25 protein-coding genes are annotated in these 20,340 nt (G+C 48.6%); 12 read left to right on the forward strand and 13 right to left on the reverse strand.

The window, feature by feature from the left end; genetic code table 11:
- Positions 1-3 precede the first annotated feature (3 nt).
- From rplV to A7Z29_RS20755, 9 genes are all read right to left on the reverse strand, one after another.
- A complete protein-coding gene (gene rplV, locus A7Z29_RS20715) occupies positions 4-336 on the reverse strand; it encodes a 50S ribosomal protein L22 (protein WP_000447529.1) in 333 nt (110 codons plus the stop codon).
- A 14-nt stretch (positions 337-350) separates the two neighbouring features.
- Positions 351-629 (reverse strand): 30S ribosomal protein S19, encoded by a 279-nt coding sequence (rpsS, locus tag A7Z29_RS20720; protein WP_001138117.1) that lies wholly within the window; start codon positions 627-629, stop codon positions 351-353.
- Between the two features lie 16 nt (positions 630-645).
- Complete coding sequence (gene rplB, locus A7Z29_RS20725; RefSeq protein ID WP_000301864.1) at positions 646-1,467, reverse strand: 50S ribosomal protein L2; 822 nt, start codon at positions 1,465-1,467, stop codon at positions 646-648.
- A gap of 17 nt (positions 1,468-1,484) precedes the next feature.
- The gene (gene rplW / locus A7Z29_RS20730; RefSeq protein WP_000617544.1) at positions 1,485-1,787 is read right to left on the reverse strand and encodes a 50S ribosomal protein L23; all 303 of its coding nucleotides are present in this window, start codon (positions 1,785-1,787) and stop codon (positions 1,485-1,487) included.
- Complete coding sequence (gene rplD / locus A7Z29_RS20735) at positions 1,784-2,389, reverse strand: 50S ribosomal protein L4 (RefSeq protein ID WP_000424395.1); 606 nt, start codon at positions 2,387-2,389, stop codon at positions 1,784-1,786. The genes rplW and rplD overlap by 4 nt, the downstream gene beginning before the upstream one ends.
- A gap of 10 nt (positions 2,390-2,399) precedes the next feature.
- Complete coding sequence (gene rplC / locus A7Z29_RS20740) at positions 2,400-3,029, reverse strand: 50S ribosomal protein L3 (RefSeq protein WP_000579833.1); 630 nt, start codon at positions 3,027-3,029, stop codon at positions 2,400-2,402.
- Positions 3,030-3,061: 32 nt separating this feature from the next.
- Positions 3,062-3,373 (reverse strand): 30S ribosomal protein S10, encoded by a 312-nt coding sequence (rpsJ, locus tag A7Z29_RS20745; RefSeq protein WP_001181004.1) that lies wholly within the window; start codon positions 3,371-3,373, stop codon positions 3,062-3,064.
- 237 nt (positions 3,374-3,610) lie between these two features.
- Positions 3,611-4,030, reverse strand: coding sequence for a general secretion pathway protein GspB (locus A7Z29_RS20750; RefSeq protein ID WP_105290749.1), 420 nt, complete (start codon positions 4,028-4,030; stop codon positions 3,611-3,613).
- A 1-nt stretch (position 4,031) separates the two neighbouring features.
- The gene (locus tag A7Z29_RS20755; RefSeq protein ID WP_105290750.1) at positions 4,032-5,501 is read right to left on the reverse strand and encodes an ExeA family protein; all 1,470 of its coding nucleotides are present in this window, start codon (positions 5,499-5,501) and stop codon (positions 4,032-4,034) included.
- A 180-nt stretch (positions 5,502-5,681) separates the two neighbouring features.
- Between A7Z29_RS20755 and gspC the strand changes: the two genes are divergently transcribed.
- Genes gspC through A7Z29_RS20815 form a run of 12 tightly spaced genes read left to right on the forward strand, consistent with a single transcriptional unit; the run spans position 5,682 to position 16,324 of the window.
- The gene (gspC, locus tag A7Z29_RS20760; RefSeq protein WP_105290751.1) at positions 5,682-6,497 is read left to right on the forward strand and encodes a type II secretion system protein GspC; all 816 of its coding nucleotides are present in this window, start codon (positions 5,682-5,684) and stop codon (positions 6,495-6,497) included.
- The gene (gene gspD / locus A7Z29_RS20765) at positions 6,481-8,433 is read left to right on the forward strand and encodes a type II secretion system secretin GspD (RefSeq protein ID WP_105290752.1); all 1,953 of its coding nucleotides are present in this window, start codon (positions 6,481-6,483) and stop codon (positions 8,431-8,433) included. The genes gspC and gspD overlap by 17 nt, the downstream gene beginning before the upstream one ends.
- A gap of 9 nt (positions 8,434-8,442) precedes the next feature.
- The gene (gene gspE, locus A7Z29_RS20770; RefSeq protein WP_001219909.1) at positions 8,443-9,924 is read left to right on the forward strand and encodes a type II secretion system ATPase GspE; all 1,482 of its coding nucleotides are present in this window, start codon (positions 8,443-8,445) and stop codon (positions 9,922-9,924) included.
- Complete coding sequence (gene gspF, locus A7Z29_RS20775; RefSeq protein ID WP_105290753.1) at positions 9,921-11,117, forward strand: type II secretion system inner membrane protein GspF; 1,197 nt, start codon at positions 9,921-9,923, stop codon at positions 11,115-11,117. Before gspE ends, gspF begins: the two co-directional genes overlap by 4 nt.
- 9 nt (positions 11,118-11,126) lie before the next feature.
- Positions 11,127-11,564, forward strand: a complete 438-nt coding sequence (gene gspG, locus A7Z29_RS20780; protein WP_001202877.1) for a type II secretion system major pseudopilin GspG — start codon at positions 11,127-11,129, stop codon at positions 11,562-11,564.
- Positions 11,565-11,571: 7 nt separating this feature from the next.
- On the forward strand, positions 11,572-12,081 hold the full coding sequence (gene gspH / locus A7Z29_RS20785) for a type II secretion system minor pseudopilin GspH (protein ID WP_105290754.1): 510 nt from the start codon (positions 11,572-11,574) through the stop codon (positions 12,079-12,081).
- Positions 12,078-12,455, forward strand: coding sequence for a type II secretion system minor pseudopilin GspI (gene gspI, locus A7Z29_RS20790; RefSeq protein WP_032226611.1), 378 nt, complete (start codon positions 12,078-12,080; stop codon positions 12,453-12,455). Before gspH ends, gspI begins: the two co-directional genes overlap by 4 nt.
- Positions 12,448-13,026 carry a PulJ/GspJ family protein gene (locus tag A7Z29_RS20795; protein ID WP_000610630.1) on the forward strand — a complete coding sequence of 193 codons (579 nt, stop codon included), beginning with the start codon at positions 12,448-12,450 and terminating at the stop codon, positions 13,024-13,026. Before gspI ends, A7Z29_RS20795 begins: the two co-directional genes overlap by 8 nt.
- A 1-nt stretch (position 13,027) precedes the next feature.
- Positions 13,028-14,011, forward strand: a complete 984-nt coding sequence (gspK, locus tag A7Z29_RS20800) for a type II secretion system minor pseudopilin GspK (RefSeq protein ID WP_105290755.1) — start codon at positions 13,028-13,030, stop codon at positions 14,009-14,011.
- 14 nt (positions 14,012-14,025) lie between these two features.
- Positions 14,026-15,189, forward strand: a complete 1,164-nt coding sequence (gspL, locus tag A7Z29_RS20805) for a type II secretion system protein GspL (RefSeq protein WP_105279567.1) — start codon at positions 14,026-14,028, stop codon at positions 15,187-15,189.
- Positions 15,186-15,647 carry a type II secretion system protein M gene (locus A7Z29_RS20810; RefSeq protein WP_105290756.1) on the forward strand — a complete coding sequence of 154 codons (462 nt, stop codon included), beginning with the start codon at positions 15,186-15,188 and terminating at the stop codon, positions 15,645-15,647. Before gspL ends, A7Z29_RS20810 begins: the two co-directional genes overlap by 4 nt.
- On the forward strand, positions 15,647-16,324 hold the full coding sequence (locus A7Z29_RS20815) for a prepilin peptidase (protein WP_000178153.1): 678 nt from the start codon (positions 15,647-15,649) through the stop codon (positions 16,322-16,324). Before A7Z29_RS20810 ends, A7Z29_RS20815 begins: the two co-directional genes overlap by 1 nt.
- Positions 16,325-16,352: 28 nt before the next feature.
- Here the strand turns inward: A7Z29_RS20815 and bfr are convergent, their stop codons facing one another.
- From bfr to A7Z29_RS20835, 4 genes are all read right to left on the reverse strand, one after another.
- Entirely contained in the window at positions 16,353-16,829 is a 477-nt protein-coding gene (gene bfr / locus A7Z29_RS20820) for a bacterioferritin (RefSeq protein WP_000675504.1), read from the reverse strand.
- 72 nt (positions 16,830-16,901) lie between these two features.
- Positions 16,902-17,096, reverse strand: coding sequence for a bacterioferritin-associated ferredoxin (gene bfd / locus A7Z29_RS20825; RefSeq protein WP_000289085.1), 195 nt, complete (start codon positions 17,094-17,096; stop codon positions 16,902-16,904).
- Positions 17,097-17,265: 169 nt separating this feature from the next.
- The gene (gene chiA, locus A7Z29_RS20830) at positions 17,266-19,965 is read right to left on the reverse strand and encodes a bifunctional chitinase/lysozyme (protein WP_105290757.1); all 2,700 of its coding nucleotides are present in this window, start codon (positions 19,963-19,965) and stop codon (positions 17,266-17,268) included.
- A gap of 300 nt (positions 19,966-20,265) precedes the next feature.
- Positions 20,266-20,340, reverse strand: a 75-nt coding sequence (locus tag A7Z29_RS20835) for an EF-Tu C-terminal domain-related protein (RefSeq protein WP_072164356.1), incomplete at its 5' end; no start/stop codon positions are given.

Genomic DNA, 20,340 nt, shown 5'->3' on the forward strand with positions numbered 1-20,340 from the left:
GTCTCAGCGATCGGACACAACCACAGTGATGTGGCTGGTGCGCTTCAGGATGCGATCTGCACGACCTTTTGCACGCGGCATAATGCGCTTCATGCTCGGGCCTTCGTCTACGAAAATTTTCGTAACTTTCAGATCGTCAATGTCAGCGCCATCGTTGTGTTCAGCGTTAGCAATGGCAGATTCCAGAACTTTCTTAACCAGTACAGCCGCTTTCTTGTTGGTGTAGGTCAGAATATCCAGAGCCTGCGACACTTTCTTACCGCGAATCAGGTCAGCAACAAGGCGAACCTTCTGAGCAGAAGAACGAGCATGGCGATGTTTAGCGATAGTTTCCATCTCTTCCTCCTACCTTATTTCTTTTTCGCTTTTTTATCAGCAGCATGGCCGCGATAAGTACGAGTCGGTGCGAATTCACCCAGTTTGTGACCAACCATTTCGTCGGTTACAAATACCGGAACGTGCTGACGACCATTATGGACAGCGATGGTCAAACCGATCATGTTAGGAAAGATCGTTGAACGACGGGACCAAGTGCGCAGGGGCTTCTTGTCTCCGCTTTCCACCGCTTTCTCTACCTTCTTCAGCAAGTGCAGGTCAATAAAAGGACCTTTCTTGAGAGAACGTGGCATGGCTTATCCTCTAAAATTATTTGCTACGGCGACGTACGATAAATTTATCAGTACGCTTGTTGCTGCGGGTCTTCTTACCTTTGGTCTGAACGCCCCACGGAGTTACCGGGTGCTTACCAAAGTTACGACCTTCACCACCACCATGTGGGTGGTCTACCGGGTTCATCGCGGTACCGCGAACGGTCGGACGAACACCACGCCAGCGTGCAGCACCTGCTTTACCCAGAACGCGCAGCATATGCTCAGCATTGCCAACTTCGCCCAGAGTTGCACGGCAGTCTGCTTCTACTTTACGCATTTCACCAGAACGCAGACGCAGGGTGACATAAGCACCATCACGAGCAACGATCTGAACGTAAGTACCAGCGGAACGTGCCAGCTGACCGCCTTTACCTGGTTTCATTTCTACGTTATGAACAGTAGAACCAACCGGGATGTTGCGCATCGGCAGGGTGTTACCTGGTTTGATTGCAGCATCAACGCCAGACTGAATCTGGTCGCCAGCTTTCAGGCCTTTAGGGGCCAGGATGTAACGGCGTTCACCGTCTTTGTACAGAACCAGCGCGATGTTCGCGGAGCGGTTCGGATCGTACTCAAGACGTTCAACAACTGCCGGGATACCGTCTTTGTTGCGTTTGAAGTCAACAATACGGTAAGCCTGCTTGTGGCCACCACCGATATGACGAGTGGTGATACGGCCATTGTTGTTACGACCACCGGATTTGCTGTTTTTTTCCAGCAACGGAGCAAAAGGTTTGCCCTTGTGCAGCTCAGGGTTAACCACTTTAACAACGTGGCGACGACCCGGAGATGTCGGTTTACATTTAACAACTGCCATTGTATTACTCCTCCGACTTACTCAGCGCCGCCAACGAAGTCCAGATTCTGGCCTTCTTTCAGGGTGACGTAAGCTTTTTTCCAGTCGCTACGACGACCGATACGCTGTCCGTGACGTTTAACTTTCCCTTTAACTACCAGGGTGTTAACGACTTCGACTTCGACTTCAAACAGTTTCTGCACAGCAGCTTTGATTTCTGCTTTGGTCGCGTCTTTAGCAACTTTGAGTACGATGGTGTTGGATTTTTCCATCGCAGTAGACGCTTTTTCAGAAACGTGCGGTGCACGCAGCACCTTCAGCAGACGTTCTTCACGAATCATGCCAGCATCTCCTCAACTTGCTTAACAGCATCAGCAGTCATTACGACTTTGTCGAAGGCGATCAGGCTAACCGGGTCGATACCAGTTGCATCGCGTACGTCAACCTTGTGCAGGTTGCGCGCAGCCAGGAACAGGTTTTCGTCCAGCTCACCGGTGATGATCAGCACATCTTCCAGAGCCATGTCTTTCAGTTTCTGTGCCAGCAGCTTAGTTTTCGGCGCTTCTACAGAGAACTTCTCGACAACGATCAGACGATCCTGACGTACCAGTTCGGACAGGATGCTTTTCAGCGCGCCGCGGTACATCTTCTTGTTAACTTTTTGACTGTGGTCCTGCGGACGAGCAGCGAAGGTCACGCCACCAGAACGCCAAATCGGGCTCTTGATAGAACCAGAACGCGCACGGCCGGTGCCTTTCTGGCGCCACGGTTTTTTACCGGAACCAGTTACTTCAGCACGAGTCTTCTGAGCACGAGTACCCTGACGAGCACCAGCTGCATAAGCAACAACAACCTGGTGAACCAGCGCTTCGTTGAAATCACGACCGAAGGTAGTTTCGGAAACAGTCAGCGCGCTCTGCGCGTCTTTCAATACTAATTCCATTGCTATCTCCTTACGCCTTCACAGCTGGTTTAACGATCAGGTCGCTACCGGTTGCACCCGGGACAGCACCTTTAACCAGCAGCAGGTTGCGCTCAGCGTCAACGCGTACTACGTCAAGGCTCTGAACGGTTACACGTTCGTTACCCATCTGACCTGCCATTTTCTTGCCTTTGAACACTTTGCCCGGAGTCTGGTTCTGACCGATAGAACCCGGAACGCGGTGAGACAAGGAGTTACCGTGAGTAGCATCCTGGGTACGGAAGTTCCAGCGCTTAACGGTACCTGCGAAACCTTTACCTTTAGAGGTGCCAGTTACGTCAACTTTTTTAACGTCAGCAAACAGTTCAACGCTAATGCTCTGACCTACAGTGAACTCTTCGCCTTCAGCCAGGCGGAATTCCCACAGACCACGGCCAGCTTCTACGCCAGCTTTAGCGAAGTGGCCAGCTTCAGGCTTGGTCACACGGTTAGCTTTTTTAGCACCGGTGGTTACCTGAATAGCACGGTAGCCATCGTTAGCCAGGTCTTTAACCTGAGTAACGCGGTTTGCTTCAACTTCGATTACGGTTACTGGGATAGAAACGCCGTCTTCTGTGAAGATACGGGTCATACCCACTTTTTTACCGACTAAACCAATCATTGTTTCAACCTCTCAATCGCTCAATGACCTGATTAACCCAGGCTGATCTGCACGTCTACACCGGCAGCCAGATCCAGACGCATCAGAGCATCAACGGTTTTCTCGGTTGGCTCAACGATGTCAACCAGACGCAAGTGAGTACGGATTTCGTACTGATCGCGCGCGTCTTTGTTGACGTGCGGAGAGATCAGAACAGTGAAGCGCTCTTTGCGTGTCGGCAGCGGGATCGGACCACGGACCTGCGCACCAGTGCGCTTGGCAGTCTCGACGATTTCCGCAGTTGCTTGATCGATCAGACGATGATCAAACGCTTTCAGGCGGATACGGATTCTTTGGTTCTGCATGAGACCAGAGCTCCAATTATTTTATAAACGAAAATGATTACTCCTCAGACCCATTACGATTGATGGGAGAGTGTAACCGTTCTTACGTAGCTCCCCGATTGGGAGCATTGTTAGGTAGCCAAATTCGGCTAACTGAGGTTCAGATTGAACCTGCTGTCAACTACGACAAGCCCGCGCATTATACATACTTAACCATCGAACGCAAGCGTATTGCTAGTAAAGTAAACAACGGGCAGATTATTGCTGTAACTCATTGAGTGCATTTTTCACTCGCTCTCTTAAACCGGCTTTTTCCTCGCTTTCTCCTGTAGCTGTACCTTCATCCTCTGAAGACGACGCCTCATTTTCTATCGTGGCATCTTCGTCCGCGTCATCCTCGGCAGGTTCGACGACGATAGGCAATGGCTGTTTTTTGAAGAAATAATGTTGTGTTGATTGTTTATAAGGTGGTGCTTCTTCTACTGAATTTTCCGTTTTAACTATCCATATCGCCCATAACTGCTGGGCATACCCCCCAGCCAACACCATTCCTGCGAACCAAAGGCTTGTCACCAGCGCCCAAATGGCATACTTCGTTTTGCCATGTTTTTGTAGCTGGACAGTCACTCGCTGACCACTTTCTCGCTGCTGATGTGCGGCAAAATAGAATTCAAACATCTTATTTTCCCTTCCCTGTTTCGTCAGGGGAAATATTGGCTTCATCCCGATATAGATACGCGCTCTCCCCTGCCACCTGCCAGAGATGCACCAATGTTGAAGAGCCAACAACGCCGTCAGCTTTTAAGTGATTAATCTTCTGAAATTGCTTAATTTTTTCTACCAGCAGCGGTCGCCATTCTGTCGAGGGTTCAGTCGAAATATGGAGAGCACGATTCAACATTGTTTCCAGCCAAAGAATCTCTTCCTCACTACTGTCGCGCGTAATTGTGCTTTCACCTTCCGGAGACATTTTCAATAGCAGGAGATAATCACCCGCCCACACCGTCTCAAACCATTTACGCGTTAGCGTCCAGGTCTGCTGCCCTATAAGTACATCTATAGAGTCATCGCCGACCCGAATGACGACGACGGGCAATTTTTTATTTGCGACATTAAGCGACGCTATCCAGGGCAGGTTCTGATCTATTAACGCCTGAAGTGACGCCTTACCACTTTTACAAGTCAGGCCTGCTCTAACAGCGTGGTCGCACCAGGCTGAATCGGCCGGAACATCGTACCCCCACACACCATATAACACGCTTAGCGCATCACTATCGCGCATCACTGTACGGAAAATATCCTGTGTCATCTCTTCTTTTATTGATGGCGCTACTGGCATCAACCACGAAGGAATCGGTAAGGGAGATATAAACGAGGACAGCATCAGCCAACCACCGACAAGAGCAATTATGGTTCCACTCATCCCCCCAGACCAACACATTTTCCGGCTCCGCTTATCACCCAATGCCCGGTAAATTGTTCGCCATTGTTTTGCCGTGAATGCGCTGGTCTGCTCGCTTTGTTGTAATAAGCAAATTGTTTCGCCTGCCTGCGCCAGCCTTCTGCGATCGCCTCTGCAAAGTGCAGCGATCCGCTTCAGTACCTTACTCGTTAACAGGGCATCGGGCTGGTCGATGTGGTGTCCTTCAAGGATACTTTGTCGAAGTTCGTGTTCTGTCAGTGCTCCTGACGTAATTATTTCAATGCCTCTGGCTTCAACGTAACGTTCAACTTTTCGATTTGATCTGCCAACGAGCAAAAACTGACAATCGGGAATAAGGCTCCTCGCGCGTTGGATATCATCGAGAACACAGCGGTGATTAAGATGAGCATTTTCAACAATAATAAGAGGATTACGGCTTTCCACTTGCTGGAACGTCCGCAGTAATTCCACGCCCATCTCATCTCGCCTCCAGGCGAGATCGCGGCTTCCTTCTTTATTTGCGCTATCGTCAATAACAACCCATGCAGCTTTACCTTGCCAGGACACGACAAGGCTTAAAGTAATCACTCGACGATGGGTATCATTTTGCAATTGCTTCGCTAACCAGGATTTTCCACTTCCGGCCTCGCCCGACAGATAGCATATCCGCCAGGATCGATTCTCCTCACGAAGCCAGGCAAGGATAACTTCTCTTCTTGTAGACATAATACTTCCTGTAATAATAATCGATTATCCTTAATCATAAAAATAACGAATGCATTTATTGATATTAATGCGTTAACTGAATATAAATAAATTTCGCTTGATTCATTCAACCAGCATTAATACTATTTATAGTAACGTCAATATACAACCCACCCAATTTATTTTATTAGAATATATATCGTGCCAACCCTACCTTTCTCCTTCCATCTGGCAATTCATAATAGACGCACAGTCATTTATATATTGATGATATCCATAAATGTGGTGGCGGTTATTTTTAATATAAATTATTTCCACACAAACCTGGTCAAAAATGCACAAATCATTAACCAACCAGGTGGCGCATTTAAATCTGATTTCAACCTTGCGGGTTTATGGCGTAATGGCAGTAACGCGGGTATAAAAGACACACATCTGATTTCTGCCCAACAAGAAACGCCAAAGCTTTCTGTCGTACTCAGTGGTATCATTCTGACGTCTAATGATGAGACATCTTATGTTTTAGTTAATGAAGGCGCAGAACAAAAGCGATATGCCCTGAACGATGCCCTGGAGTCAACACCGGCAACATTCATCCGAAAAATAAATAAAACCAGCGTGGTTTTTGAAACTCACGGACAGTTCGAAAAAGTCACGCTTCATCCGGGATTACCGGACGTTATCGAGCAACCTGACTCTGATACTCAAAGTGTGCTCGCAGATTTTATTATCGCGACGCCTATTCGTGACGGGGATCAATTATTTGGCCTTCGATTGAATCCGCGTAAAGGGCGCGATGCATTTGCTACCAGCTTACTGCAACCTGGCGATGTCGCCCTTAGAATCAACAATCTTTCACTGACCCTCCCTGATGAGGTTTCCCAGGCATTAAGTTTACTGCTAACCCAACAGAGCGCGCAGTTTACAATTCGTCGCAACGGCGTACCCCGCTTGATAAATGTTTCCGTCAGGGAACTTACTGGAATGAATGGACAGAGTGATGAAGGGATTAAATAAAATCACATGTTGCCTGTTGGCGGCGCTACTTATGCCTTCCGTCGGGCATACTGAGAACGAACAATACGGGGCCAATTTCAATAATGCTGATATCCGTCAGTTCGTGGAAATTGTAAGCCAGCATCTGGGCAAAACAATTCTGATTGATCCCTCGGTTCAAGGAACCATTTCCGTACGCAGTAATGATACGTTTAGTCAGCAAGAGTACTACCAGTTCTTTTTGAGCATTCTTGATCTTTACGGCTATTCCGTCATCACGCTGGACAATGGTTTTCTGAAAGTGGTGCGCTCAGCTAATGTAAAAACATCGCCAGGAATGATTGCTGACAGTTATCGTCCAGGCATAGGTGATGAGTTGGTCACCCGAATCGTACCGCTTGAGAACGTTCCTGCTCGTGACCTGGCTCCCCTGCTGCGTCAAATGATGGATGGCGGCAGCGTCGGTAACGTTGTGCATTATGAACCCTCCAACGTTCTCATTCTGACCGGTCGTGCCTCCACCATTAATAAACTAATTGAAGTGATAAAGCGCGTTGATGTCATCGGCACAGAGAAGCAGCAAATTATTCATCTGGAATACGCGTCAGCGGAAGATCTCGCCGAGATTCTTAATCAATTAATCAGCGAAAGCCACGGTAAAAGCCAGATGCCTGCCCTCCTTTCCGCGAAGATTGTGGCGGATAAGCGAACCAACTCTCTTATCATCAGCGGGCCGGAAAAAGCACGTCAGCGCATCACCTCATTACTGAAAACACTTGATGTAGAAGAGAGCGAGGAAGGAAATACCCGGGTCTATTACCTGAAATATGCTAAAGCCACAAATCTGGTCGAAGTATTGACCGGCGTTTCCGAAAAGCTGAAAGATGAAAAAGGAAATGCGCGTAAGCCTTCGTCTTCTTCTGCGATGGATAATGTTGCCATTACCGCCGATGAACAGACCAACTCGTTGGTCATTACCGCTGACCAGTCCGTCCAGGAAAAACTCGCCACGGTAATTGCGCGTCTGGATATTCGTCGTGCACAGGTGCTGGTTGAGGCGATCATCGTCGAAGTTCAGGATGGAAATGGACTTAACCTCGGCGTGCAATGGGCGAACAAAAACGTTGGCGCACAGCAATTTACCAATACAGGATTACCGATATTTAACGCTGCGCAAGGTGTGGCTGATTATAAAAAGAATGGCGGGATCACCAGCGCGAATCCTGCCTGGGATATGTTTAGCGCCTACAATGGCATGGCCGCAGGCTTCTTCAATGGCGACTGGGGCGTATTGCTGACTGCGCTGGCTAGTAACAATAAAAATGATATCCTCGTCACCCCGAGCATCGTAACGCTGGATAATAAACTCGCGTCCTTCAACGTTGGTCAGGATGTGCCGGTGCTATCCGGCTCCCAGACCACTTCTGGGGATAACGTCTTTAATACCGTCGAACGCAAAACGGTGGGCACAAAACTCAAAGTCACTCCGCAGGTCAATGAAGGCGACGCGGTACTGCTCGAAATAGAGCAGGAGGTTTCCAGCGTTGACTCTTCGTCTAATTCGACGCTCGGCCCGACATTTAACACCCGAACTATTCAAAACGCCGTGCTGGTTAAAACCGGTGAAACGGTAGTCCTGGGCGGATTGCTGGATGATTTTTCTAAAGAGCAAGTGTCAAAGGTTCCTTTACTTGGCGATATTCCTTTAGTGGGGCAACTCTTCCGCTATACCTCGACCGAGCGCGCCAAACGCAACCTGATGGTATTTATCCGACCGACGATTATCCGTGACGATGATGTTTATCGCTCACTGTCGAAAGATAAATACACCCGCTACCGTCAGGAGCAACAACAACGAATAGACGCGAAATCAAAAGCATTGGTTGGCTCTGAAGATTTACCGGTGCTGGATGAAAACACGTTCAACAGCCACCCCCCTGTGTCATCGTCGCGGTGAGGCATTCACATGAGAATTCACTCACCATACCCTGCCAGTTGGGCAATGGCACAAAGAGTCGGTTATCTCTATTCAGAGGGGGAGATTATTTATCTCGCCGGTACGCCATTCGAGCAGTTACTCGATATTCAGCGCCAGGTTGGTCAGTGCCATACCATGACCCGCTTGTCGCAGGCTGATTTTGAAGCACGGCTGGAAGCGGTATTCCATCAGAACACTGGTGAGTCGCAACAGATTGCGCAGGATATTGATCAATCCGTCGATCTCCTCTCCCTCTCAGAAGAAATGCCTGCGAATGAAGATCTACTGAATGAAGATTCAGCCGCACCGGTTATCCGTTTAATCAACGCCATTTTAAGTGAGGCTATTAAAGAAACCGCCTCCGACATCCACATTGAAACCTATGAAAAAACAATGTCGATCCGTTTTCGCATTGACGGCGTTCTGCGGACAATTTTACAGCCAAACAAAAAACTGGCAGCGTTGCTTATCTCCCGAATAAAGGTCATGGCTCGGCTTGATATCGCCGAAAAACGTATTCCGCAGGATGGAAGAATCAGTTTGCGTATCGGGCGACGTAACATAGATGTCCGCGTATCCACACTGCCGTCCATCTATGGTGAACGCGCCGTGCTCCGCCTGCTGGATAAAAACAGCCTCCAGCTTTCATTGAACAATCTGGGGATGACGGCTGCGGATAAGCAGGATTTAGAAAATCTCATTCAGCTTCCGCACGGTATTATCCTGGTGACCGGGCCGACAGGTTCCGGTAAAAGCACCACGCTCTACGCCATTCTTTCGGCGCTTAATACCCCTGGCCGCAATATTCTGACGGTAGAAGATCCCGTGGAATATGAACTGGAAGGCATAGGACAAACGCAGGTGAATACCCGAGTGGATATGTCTTTCGCTCGCGGCTTGCGCGCCATTCTTCGCCAGGATCCGGATGTTGTGATGGTTGGGGAAATTCGTGATACAGAAACCGCGCAGATTGCTGTTCAGGCTTCGCTCACCGGCCATCTGGTGCTCTCAACACTCCACACTAACAGCGCATCAGGCGCAGTGACCCGGCTCCGCGACATGGGCGTCGAATCATTTCTACTTTCGTCTTCCCTGGCAGGAATTATCGCGCAACGGCTGGTTCGTCGTCTTTGTCCGCAATGCCGACAATTCACTCCTGTATCCCCCCAACAAGCGCAGATGTTTACACATCACCAGCTAACTGTTACTACGATTGGCACTCCCGTTGGCTGTCCTCACTGCCATCAATCCGGCTATCTGGGGCGCATGGCGATCCACGAAATGATGGTTATTACACCGGAATTACGAGCTGCTGTTCATGAAAATGTGGATGAACAAGCTCTGGAGCGACTGGTTCGGCAGCAACACAATGCCTTAATCAAAAATGGCCTGCACAAAGTGATAAGTGGAGACACCTCCTGGGATGAAGTGATGCGCGTCGCCAGCGTCACGCTGGAGAGTGAAGCATGAATTATCGCTATCGCGCCATGACCCAGGATGGTCAAAAATTGCAGGGGATCATTGATGCTAACGATGAACGTCAGGCGCGGCTGCGGCTGCGTGAAGAAGGGCTTTTCCTGCTGGATATTCGCCCCCAAAAAAGTTCGGGAGTAAAAACGCGTCGCCCGAGGATTAGCCATAGTGAACTGACGCTTTTCACCCGGCAGTTGGCAACCTTAAGCGCGGCGGCATTACCCCTGGAAGAGAGCCTTGCCGTAATCGGTCAGCAAAGCAGTAATAAACGACTGGCTGACGTGTTAAATCAGGTACGCAGCGCCATCCTTGAAGGGCATCCCCTTTCCGATGCATTACAGCATTTTCCCACGCTTTTCGATTCGCTCTACCGTACCCTGGTCAAAGCGGGCGAAAAGAGCGGGCTTCTGGCTCCGGTGTTGGAAAAACTGGCTGATTACAATGAAAACCGGCAGAAAATCCGCAGCAAACTCATTCAGTCGCTGATCTACCCCTGCATGCTCACCACGGTGGCGATTGTGGTCGTGATTATTCTCCTCACTGCTGTCGTGCCCAAAATTACCGAACAGTTCGTGCATATGAAACAGCAACTGCCGCTGAGTACACGCATTCTTTTAGGTCTGAGCGACACGTTGCAACGTACCGGCCCGACATTATTAGCGACGGTGTTTATTGTCGCTGTAGGTTTCTGGTTCTGGTTAAAACGCGGCAATAACCGCCATCGTTTTCATGCCATGCTGCTGCGTGTTGCGCTCATTGGTCCACTGATTTGCGCCATTAACAGCGCACGCTATCTCCGTACTTTAAGTATTTTGCAATCCAGCGGCGTCCCTCTGCTGGATGGGATGAATTTGTCCACCGAAAGCCTCAACAACCTCGAAATTCGCCAGCGTCTGGCAAATGCGGCAGAGAACGTTCGCCAGGGTAACAGCATTCATCTTTCGCTGGAGCAAACCGCAATCTTTCCGCCAATGATGCTCTACATGGTGGCCTCTGGCGAAAAAAGCGGGCAGCTCGGCACATTAATGGTCAGGGCAGCGGATAACCAGGAGACGCTGCAACAAAACCGAATCGCCTTAACGCTCTCCATCTTCGAGCCAGCACTCATTATTACGATGGCACTGATCGTCCTGTTTATTGTCGTGTCGGTACTCCAACCTCTTCTTCAACTTAACTCAATGATTAATTAAGGAAAGCATATGCGCGCAACGGATAAGCAACGCGGGTTTACATTACTGGAAATTATGGTGGTGATTGTCATTATCGGCGTACTTGCCAGCCTGGTGGTTCCCAACCTGATGGGCAATAAAGAAAAGGCGGATAAACAAAAAGCCGTCAGCGATATCGTGGCGCTGGAAAATGCATTGGATATGTACAAACTCGACAATCATCGCTATCCAACCACAAATCAGGGGCTTGAATCCTTAGTCGAAGCACCGACGCTGCCACCGCTGGCCGCAAACTATAACAAGGAAGGTTATATCAAGCGTCTGCCTGCCGATCCCTGGGGCAATGATTATGTCCTCGTTAATCCTGGCGAACATGGTGCATACGATCTGCTTTCAGCAGGGCCCGATGGTGAAATGGGAACCGAGGACGACATTACCAACTGGGGTTTGAGCAAGAAGAAAAAATAAGTCAGCGATGAATCAGCAACGCGGGTTTACCCTGCTGGAAATGATGCTGGTGCTGGCGCTGGTCGCTATCACGGCAAGCGTGGTGCTCTTCACATATGGTCGGGAAGATACCGCCAGCACCCGTGCGCGCGAAACAGCAGCGCAATTTACCGCTGCGCTTGAACTGGCCGTCGACCGCGCCACGCTTCACGGGCAGCCGGTCGGTATCCATTTCTCTGATTCAGGCTGGCGTCTTATGGCACCAACCAGAAATTCGTCAAGTTGGCTCTGGAGCCCGCTCAAAGAGGATGCGGATGACGATAGCGAAAATCACTGGAGTGATGAAATTGCGATTCACACCCAGCCATTTAAATCGGATGACAGCAGCCAACCGCAGGTGGTGATTCTGGCCGATGGGCAAATCACCCCATTCTCCATATTGATTGCTAACCAGGAGACCGGTGAGCCACTCCTGACACTGGTATGCTCAGGGGCATGGCCACTGGATCAAACGCTTGCCAGAGATACCCGACCATGAACAGACAATCAGGGATGACATTACTTGAAGTCTTACTGGCGATGAGCATTTTCACCGCAGTTGCTTTGACCTTAATGAGCAGTATGCAAGGGCAAAGAAATGCCATCGAGCGGATGCGTAACGAGACGCTGGCGTTGTGGATAGCGGATAACCAACTTCAGTTGCAAGATACATTCGACGAGGAAAACACGTCCAGTTCTGGCAAAGAGATAATAAATGGCGAAGAGTGGAACTGGCGCAGCGATATCCACTCAAGCAAAGATGGTACGCTTCTGGAACGCACCATAACCGTTACATTACCCAGCGGTCAGACAACCTCTCTTACGCGTTATCAAAATATCGATAATAAATCCGGGCAGGCGCAAGATGATTAATCGCCAGCAGGGTTTCACATTGCTGGAAGTCATGGCGGCGCTGGCGATTTTCTCAATGCTTAGCGTGCTGGCGTTTATGATTTTTTCGCAAGCTTCCGAGTTGCATCAACGCTCACAGAAAGAAATCCAGCAGTTCAATCAGCTTCAGCGCGCCATCACCATTCTTGATAACGATCTCCTGCAACTTGTCATTCGCCGGAATCGGGGAACGGACAAAATCATAGTTTTGGGTGAAGAGGCCATTTTCACCACGCAGAGTCGCGATCCACAGGCTCCTCTCAATGAAGCGCAAACCTTACAAACAGTTCACTGGTATCTACGAAATCATACGCTCTACCGCGCGGTTCGTACCTCTGTCGATAGCATGAAGGATCAACCCGCCCAGGCAATGCTGGAAAATGTCGAAGGCTTCCTTCTGGAAAGTAACAGCGGGGAAAGCGAGGAGCTTCCCCTCTCCGTCACTCTTCATCTGAATACCCCGCAGTATGGCGCGTTACAGCGTCGTTTTGCTTTGCCGGAGCTATTAACAAGAGAAGAGTCTCCGCAGCAAAACCAGGCCAGGGGCGAATAACATGAATATTGAACAACGTGGCGTCGCGCTGCTCATCGTACTCATGTTACTGGCGCTCATGTCCGCTCTGGCTGCGGATATGACACTGAGTTTTCACAACCAGCTTCAGCGAACTCGCCAGGTAAACCATCACCTACAACGACAATATGATATTGAACTGGCGGAGAAACTCGCTCTTGCCAGCCTCACTCAGGATGTTAAAGATAACGACAGACAGACCACGTTGCAGCAGTACTGGGCGCAGCCACAACAGATACAGCTGGACAATGGCAATACGGTGAAGTGGCAGCTACACGATGCTCAGCACTGTTTCAATCTCAATGCCCTGGCAAAAGTCTCCGACGATCCACTGGCAATCCCGGATTTCCCCGTGCAGGTTTTCGGCGCTTTGCTGATCAACGCGGGAATCGATCGCGCAAACACCGATGAGATCATGCAATCTATCGCCGACTATATCGACGCTGATGATTCACCACGCTTTCACGGCGCAGAAGACAACTTTTACCAAAGCCAGATGCCACCTCGCCATAGCGCCAATCAGATGCTTTTTCTGACTGGTGAACTCCGTCAGATAAAAGGAATAACCGAGAACGCCTACCAGCGAATTATTCCTTATGTCTGCGTCCTCCCAACCACTGAACTCAACATTAATCTTAATATGTTAACTGAGAATGATATCCCGTTATTAAGAGCATTATTTCTCAACAATATCACGGACGCGGACGCACAGGTCTTATTACAAAAGCGACCAAAGGAAGGCTGGTTAACCACAGATGCATTTCTCTACTGGGCACAGCAGGATTTCTCCGGCGTGAAGCCCTTGGTTTCTCAGGTGAAAGAACATCTCTTTCCCTATAGCCGCTATTTTACGCTGAATACGGAAAGTATCAGCGACGAGCAATCCCAGGGATGGCAGAGCCATATTTTCTTCAACCGTAAACAGCAGAGCGCCCAAATCTATCGGCGTACGCTGCAACTCTATTAATCATAAGGATCGTGATGCCTGAATCGTTGATGGTAATACGTTCTTCCTCGACGCTACGTAAGCAATGGGAGTGGATGACATACTCCGCAGATAGCGTATCTTCAGTACATACGCTCACAGACGATCTTCCGCTGGAGTCGCTGGCCGATCAGCCCGGTGCAGGAAATGTTCATCTTCTGATCCCACCGGAAGGTCTTTTATATCGTTCACTCACGTTGCCCAACGCCAAATACAAACTCACCGCGCAAACATTACAGTGGCTGGCGGAGGAGACGTTACCCGACGCCAGCCAAAACTGGCACTGGACGGTTGTTGATAAACAAAATGACCGAGTGGAAGTGATAGGTATCCAGTCGGAAAAACTCAGTCGTTATCTTGACCGTTTACACACTGCCGGACTAAACGTGACGCGGGTTTTGCCAGATGGTTGTTACCTTCCCTGGAAAGAAGGCTCCTGGACTCTGGTTAACCAGCAAACGAGCTGGCTGATTCGCAGTGCTGCACATGCCTTCAACGAGCTTGATGAACGCTGGTTACAGCATCTTGCCACCCAGTTTTCTCCTGAAAATGTCATCTGTTTTGGCACAGCGGCTCCAGATATCGTGCCGGTCGATTCGCTTATCCAACATGCAGAATCTCCAGCATTACGTTTTTATTCTGCCAATCATTCTCTCCAGCACTACGACATGCTGCATGGTGTTTTTCGCAAACAGAAAACTGTCAGCAGATCGGGAAAATGGCTCGCCAGGCTGGCAGTAAGCAGTCTCATTTTTGCCATTCTCTCTTTTGCTGGTAGTCGGGGAATCGTTCTCTGGCAGACGCTTGGGATTGAAGACCAGCTTCAGCAACAACAGCAGGAAATCTGGCAACAATATTTCCCGCAGATCAAACGAACGCACAACTTTCGTTTTTACTTCAAGCAGCAACTCGCCCAGCAATATCCTGAAGCGGTGCCATTGCTCCATCATTTGCAAACACTCTTACTGGAACATCCTGAACTGCAATTAATGGAAGCCAATTACAGTCAGAAGCAAAAATCACTGATTTTGAAAATAAGTTCGAAAAACGAAGGCAATATTGATCGTTTCTGTGAGTTAACACAGTCCTGGCTTCCGATGGAAAAAACAGAAAAAGATCCGGTCAGTGGTGTATGGACAGTAAGGAGCACAGGGAAATGATTAAATTATGGTGGACTGAAAAATCCCCATCGGAAAAACAAATTATTATAGGGCTGGCGATTCTCTCGCTCTGCGTTTTCTGCTGGCTTGCGGTAATAAAACCTATTGATAACTACATTGCGGATCATCAATCCCGCATACAAAAAATTAAAAAGGATATTAAATGGATGCAAGACCAGGCGAGTGCACATGGATTACTTGACCATCCCACGCTCAGGCAACCGGTCAAAAATATCCTTCTTGAGGAAGCAAAGCGTGAGAATTTAGCTATTACGCTAGAGAATGGCCCGGACGATACGCTGACAATTCATCCTGCCACATTCCCCCTCGAAAACGTCTCCCGCTGGCTGACTACGGCACAGATAACATACGGTATTGTTATTGAGGATCTTCAATTTACCCTTGCCGGAAACGAAGAGATCACCCTCAGGCATTTATCCTTCAGAGGGCAACAATAATGACAATGCTACTGCCGCTCTTCATTCTGGCTGGCTTTATTGCTGGTTACCTGGTGAATGCCGTGGCCTATCACCTCTCGCCTTTGGAGGATAAAACGGCGTTAACTTTTCGCCAGGTTTTGGTTCATTTCAGGCAAAAAAAATATGTCTGGCATGACACGTTGCCTATGGCACTTTGCGTGGTTGCGGCAATCGCCTGCGCCCTGGCACCTTTCATGCCGATCGTGACTGGCGCACTCTTTCTCTACTTCTGCTTCGCACTCACGCTCAGTGTTATTGATTTTCGTACCCAGCTCCTGCCCGACAAACTCACCCTGCCACTGCTCTGGCTTGGCTTGTTATTTAATGCGCAGTCTGGATTAGTTGATTTACATGATGCAATTTACGGCGCGGTAGCTGGATATGGGGTACTGTGGTGTGTTTTCTGGGGGGTGTGGTTTGTATGTCACAAAGAGGGATTAGGTTACGGTGATTTCAAGCTACTGGCCGCAGCAGGGGCGTGGTGTGGTTGGCAAACGCTACCAATGATATTACTTATTGCCTCGCTGGGAGGCATTTTTTACGCCATCGCATCACAACTGTGGCAGCGTCAGACCATCACCACAATTGCATTCGGCCCGTGGCTTGCGCTCGGTAGTATGATAAACCTGACGTATCTGGTCTGGATCTCTTATTAACCGGGAGGAATGTCCCTCCCGACATGGCTTAGCCTTCTTCGCGAATCTGTGCTTGCAAATAATTTTGCAGGCCCATTTTCTGAATCAAATCAAGTTCCGTTTCCAGCCAGTCAATATGGCCTTCTTCATCACGCAGAATTTCTATCATCATATCGCGGCTGACGTAATCATGAACGCTATCGGCATAACCAATTGCCTCGCGTAAATTCTTCGCGCCATCCAGCTCAAGTGCCAGATCAGAACGCAGCATTTCCTCAACATCTTCACCAATGTTTAGTTTTCCCAGATCCTGTAAATTTGGAAGACCTTCCAGAAAAAGAATGCGCTCTATATAACGATCGGCGTGTTTCATCTCATCAATGGATTCATGGTACTCCACATCATTGAGACGTTTGAGCCCCCAGTTTTTAAACATCCGGGCATGGAGAAAGTACTGATTGATTGCGACAAGCTCATTTCCCAACAGTTTGTTGAGATAATTTATAACTTTAGTATCACCTTTCATTTTTTGACTCCTTCGCTTCCACTCTTTGAAGCGTAGAACGGCTTACGAGTAAGTCAAAAAACACACTCCGTTTTATGCGGACTCCTTAAACTCCGGCAGCTGCATTAATTCATCCTCCATCACCTCACGTGCGGCTCTGACACATTTACCGCACTGGTTTCCAACCGGAATAAATTTTTTTAATTGCTGGAACGAGTGGGGAGAAAACTGGCGCACAGCCTGACGAATTTTTTTATCACTGATACCATTACAAAGACAAACGTACATAGAGACTCCCGTATACTTTCCTCAAAAATAAATGAAAATAGTTCTTATTTCAATTACGAAAAGACTCTTTTTTAATCAAAAAATAGAAATATGAATAAAAATAATGGGCTACAAAAATGTAGCCCATTGACAAAAAATGCGGCGATACCAGAAAGTATCGCCAGCAAATTTACTGCTTAGTAAACGGCGCGAAGATCGCACTGAATGCGTACTTCGGAGCTTGTTCTTTAGTCAGACCGTGGAATTCCGGAGACAGGTTAGTGCCGCCCGGCAGATCACGCGCGATTGACCAGATACCCACCATGCCGAGGTTGCGAGTTTGCGCATCCTGCATGACCAGACGAGCATCAGAGAGATAGAAAACTTCACCCTGAACGTCGTTCACGCCAACCATCGGCGTGGTGCCCATCATGGCGTCAATTTCTGCATCGCTCTTGTTGGGATGGAGGCCTTTCAATTGTGAATGCAGGTTGGCAATCGCCGACGTTGCACACTTACCGTGGATGTTCTGGCCTTCGGTATTTGCAGACTGACAAATTGCGTTACCGTAGTCCATGGTCATCACGTTCACACCCGCCAGCTCAACACCTTTCGCTTTGGCATCGCTCAGGACGTTCATCCCTTCCGGCGTCAAGCCAGTCGGCAGAATTGGCAAGGTGTACCAGATAGCAATATCTTTGCCTTCTGACTTCCATTTATCCTGCACCTTCTTCACGGCAAGGTTACGACGTTCAATAGATGCCTGATCCGCAACCCAGGTGCCTTCGATATCGAAGTCCAGGACTCTGAGATTCAGGTTATCAACGATGTCATAATAATGCTGCATCAGATCGTCAACGTTCTTACAGGAAGCCGCCAGCGGAGCGTTATTAGCACCACCGATAGACAGCATCACATCGCCGCCTGCTTCACGCAGAGCTTTAATTTTGCTGTACTGAGCGTAATTCTGCATACCGTAAGCAGTACCCCATGTCGGCAGACAGGTGTTCGCATCTTTACTCACCACAAACGCCAGCGTGAAGTGGTTGACGTTATGATTCTTAGCCAGCGCAGCCAGATCCGGGATTGTATTCAGCGTAAAGTCGACATACGGTGCATATACGTGTTTCGGCCACGCTTTCTTCGGCGTACCTACGCGCTCTTTGGTTCCGGTCCAGTCAACAAAGACACGCCACGGGTTGCTGTCAGATGGTGAAACCTTCTGCACTTTACTTTGAGAAATATAGTTCACGCCATTGAAGCGAATCAGCGTATCGCTGGCATAAAGCGTCGCTGGATTAAACTCTGGCGCATTTTTCAGCTCGTCGCTGCTATAGCTCTGTGCTTTACCCAATGGCTTCCACGGGCGGCTATTGCTACCGGTGGCGTTCTGGTTCGCAACCAGCGCAGGGTTATCATTTTGTGTCCAGAACAAGGCTTCATATGCCTGACCATCAACCACCACACGATCGCCTTTCACGTAGACTGTCGATGCAGACCACGCTTTTGCCGATTCGTATTTCTTCCACGGGTTATCGCCGCCAGGAACAAAGCCCCACGCGTCCTGATCCACTGACGTTTTATAATGCGCATCGTTATAATCTACAATGCTGTTCGCACTGTACGCTTTACTGGCCTGGAAGCCATCTGCAACGATAACGCCGCCGTTATCAATTTCACAGGTAGTCGGGTTACCGTACTGACTCATTTCCGCAGCGGTAGCTGTACGCACTAGACGCCATGGGTTATTGGAGTTCTCAGCGCTGGTGCCACGCGGGCAATCTTTAGAACCAACCCACCAGGCATTCTGATAGACATTACCATTGAAGATAACATGGTAAATTTCGCTACCTTCCTGACCACTCCATGCCTGTAATGAGTAATCGTTACTGCTATCCGCTGGTGTTGATGGCTCGTTGTTATCCGGAGTTGGAGTAACCGGAGTATCTGGTGTTACCGGCGCCGGATCAACCGGAGTCACAGCACCACCATTGTCCGGCTTAACAGAGCAGGAGCCTGGATTGCCATACTGAGTGATTTCTGTTGCCGTTGCCGCACGAACATAGCGCCATGGATTGCTGGCGTCGTTTTCTTTCGCATCGCCTGGGCAATTTGCCGCGCCTACCCACCAGGCGTTCTTATAAATGCCGCCGTTGTAGATAACGTACCATGTAGAAGAACCTTCCTGACCTTTCCAGGCTACGACAGCATAGTTGTCGTTTGACTTATCAGCTGGGGCTGGCTGAACATCAGGAGCCGGTTTAACGTCCGGTGCTGGTTTCACATCCGGTGCAGGCTGTGGTGCTGAAGTACAGGACTGTGGATTACTGGTTTGCGTGATTTCCGTTGCCGTAGCGGCACGGACATAACGCCATGGATTGCTGGCATCATTGCCTTTCGCATCTCCCGGACAGTTAGAAGAGGCTACCCACCAGGCATTTTTATATACCGCGCCATTAAAGACGACATACCAGGTCTGACCGCCCTGCTGTTTATTCCAGGCAACTACAGATGAATTTGATGGAACAGTACCTTGTGCTGGTGTAGTTGAACCACCATTAGTTGGCGTATTGGATGCAGGCGTATTTGAAGTTGAAGAAGATGAGCTACTGCTCTTTTCGCAGGAAAGCGTATTGCCAAACTGGCTAATTTCAGCAGCCGTTGCCGTACGCTTTAAACGCCACGGGTTAGTTGCATCATTTGCTTTCGCTTTACCGGGGCAATTTGTAGAAGAAACCCACCAGGCATTTTCATAAACCTTACCATCGAAAATAACCTGATATTTACTTCCACCTTGTTGGTTATTCCATGCTTCCAAAGCAAATGCTGGTAAAGAGGAGCAAATCAACCCCATACCAATCATTGATTTGGTAAATGTATTTAATTTCATTATTATCCCTTTTGACGTATTAAAAAATACTTCAAGACATTAAGTCCTTCAATGAAATTATTTACTTTTTAATGGAACGCTTCAACATAGAATAAAACAAAGAAATAAAAATCAGAAAAAAGCCTGAATAAATAAAGTTTTATTAAATTTAATATATTCGCATTAAAAATATGTGTATCTGGTAATATTTATGAATTAGATATTTAGCACAGATAAAATTACGAATATTCGCGTCCCAGCTTTCATATGCAAAAAGGGCGCCGAAGCGCCCTTTTCAATTCAAAACTAATTAACGAGTAATTAGCTCAGAACTTTAGCTACAACGCCCGCGCCAACGGTACGGCCGCCTTCACGGATTGCGAAACGCAGACCGTC

The organism is Escherichia sp. MOD1-EC6842, from assembly GCF_002965705.1.
Classification (GTDB): domain Bacteria; phylum Pseudomonadota; class Gammaproteobacteria; order Enterobacterales; family Enterobacteriaceae; genus Escherichia; species Escherichia ruysiae.

Bases quoted from the DNA above. Each gene is read 5' to 3' on its own strand.
- rplV (WP_000447529.1), bottom strand. From the start codon at position 336: ATGGAAACTATCGCTAAACATCGCCATGCTCGTTCTTCTGCTCAGAAG.
- rpsS (WP_001138117.1), bottom strand. From the start codon at position 629: ATGCCACGTTCTCTCAAGAAAGGTCCTTTTATTGACCTGCACTTGCTG.
- rplB (WP_000301864.1), bottom strand. From the start codon at position 1,467: ATGGCAGTTGTTAAATGTAAACCGACATCTCCGGGTCGTCGCCACGTT.
- rplW (WP_000617544.1), bottom strand. From the start codon at position 1,787: ATGATTCGTGAAGAACGTCTGCTGAAGGTGCTGCGTGCACCGCACGTT.
- rplD (WP_000424395.1), bottom strand. From the start codon at position 2,389: ATGGAATTAGTATTGAAAGACGCGCAGAGCGCGCTGACTGTTTCCGAA.
- rplC (WP_000579833.1), bottom strand. From the start codon at position 3,029: ATGATTGGTTTAGTCGGTAAAAAAGTGGGTATGACCCGTATCTTCACA.
- rpsJ (WP_001181004.1), bottom strand. From the start codon at position 3,373: ATGCAGAACCAAAGAATCCGTATCCGCCTGAAAGCGTTTGATCATCGT.
- A7Z29_RS20750 (WP_105290749.1), bottom strand. From the start codon at position 4,030: ATGTTTGAATTCTATTTTGCCGCACATCAGCAGCGAGAAAGTGGTCAG.
- A7Z29_RS20755 (WP_105290750.1), bottom strand. From the start codon at position 5,501: ATGTCTACAAGAAGAGAAGTTATCCTTGCCTGGCTTCGTGAGGAGAAT.
- gspD (WP_105290752.1), top strand. From the start codon at position 6,481: ATGAAGGGATTAAATAAAATCACATGTTGCCTGTTGGCGGCGCTACTT.
- gspE (WP_001219909.1), top strand. From the start codon at position 8,443: ATGAGAATTCACTCACCATACCCTGCCAGTTGGGCAATGGCACAAAGA.
- gspF (WP_105290753.1), top strand. From the start codon at position 9,921: ATGAATTATCGCTATCGCGCCATGACCCAGGATGGTCAAAAATTGCAG.
- gspG (WP_001202877.1), top strand. From the start codon at position 11,127: ATGCGCGCAACGGATAAGCAACGCGGGTTTACATTACTGGAAATTATG.
- gspH (WP_105290754.1), top strand. From the start codon at position 11,572: ATGAATCAGCAACGCGGGTTTACCCTGCTGGAAATGATGCTGGTGCTG.
- gspI (WP_032226611.1), top strand. From the start codon at position 12,078: ATGAACAGACAATCAGGGATGACATTACTTGAAGTCTTACTGGCGATG.
- A7Z29_RS20795 (WP_000610630.1), top strand. From the start codon at position 12,448: ATGATTAATCGCCAGCAGGGTTTCACATTGCTGGAAGTCATGGCGGCG.
- gspK (WP_105290755.1), top strand. From the start codon at position 13,028: ATGAATATTGAACAACGTGGCGTCGCGCTGCTCATCGTACTCATGTTA.
- gspL (WP_105279567.1), top strand. From the start codon at position 14,026: ATGCCTGAATCGTTGATGGTAATACGTTCTTCCTCGACGCTACGTAAG.
- A7Z29_RS20810 (WP_105290756.1), top strand. From the start codon at position 15,186: ATGATTAAATTATGGTGGACTGAAAAATCCCCATCGGAAAAACAAATT.
- A7Z29_RS20815 (WP_000178153.1), top strand. From the start codon at position 15,647: ATGACAATGCTACTGCCGCTCTTCATTCTGGCTGGCTTTATTGCTGGT.
- bfr (WP_000675504.1), bottom strand. From the start codon at position 16,829: ATGAAAGGTGATACTAAAGTTATAAATTATCTCAACAAACTGTTGGGA.
- bfd (WP_000289085.1), bottom strand. From the start codon at position 17,096: ATGTACGTTTGTCTTTGTAATGGTATCAGTGATAAAAAAATTCGTCAG.
- chiA (WP_105290757.1), bottom strand. From the start codon at position 19,965: ATGAAATTAAATACATTTACCAAATCAATGATTGGTATGGGGTTGATT.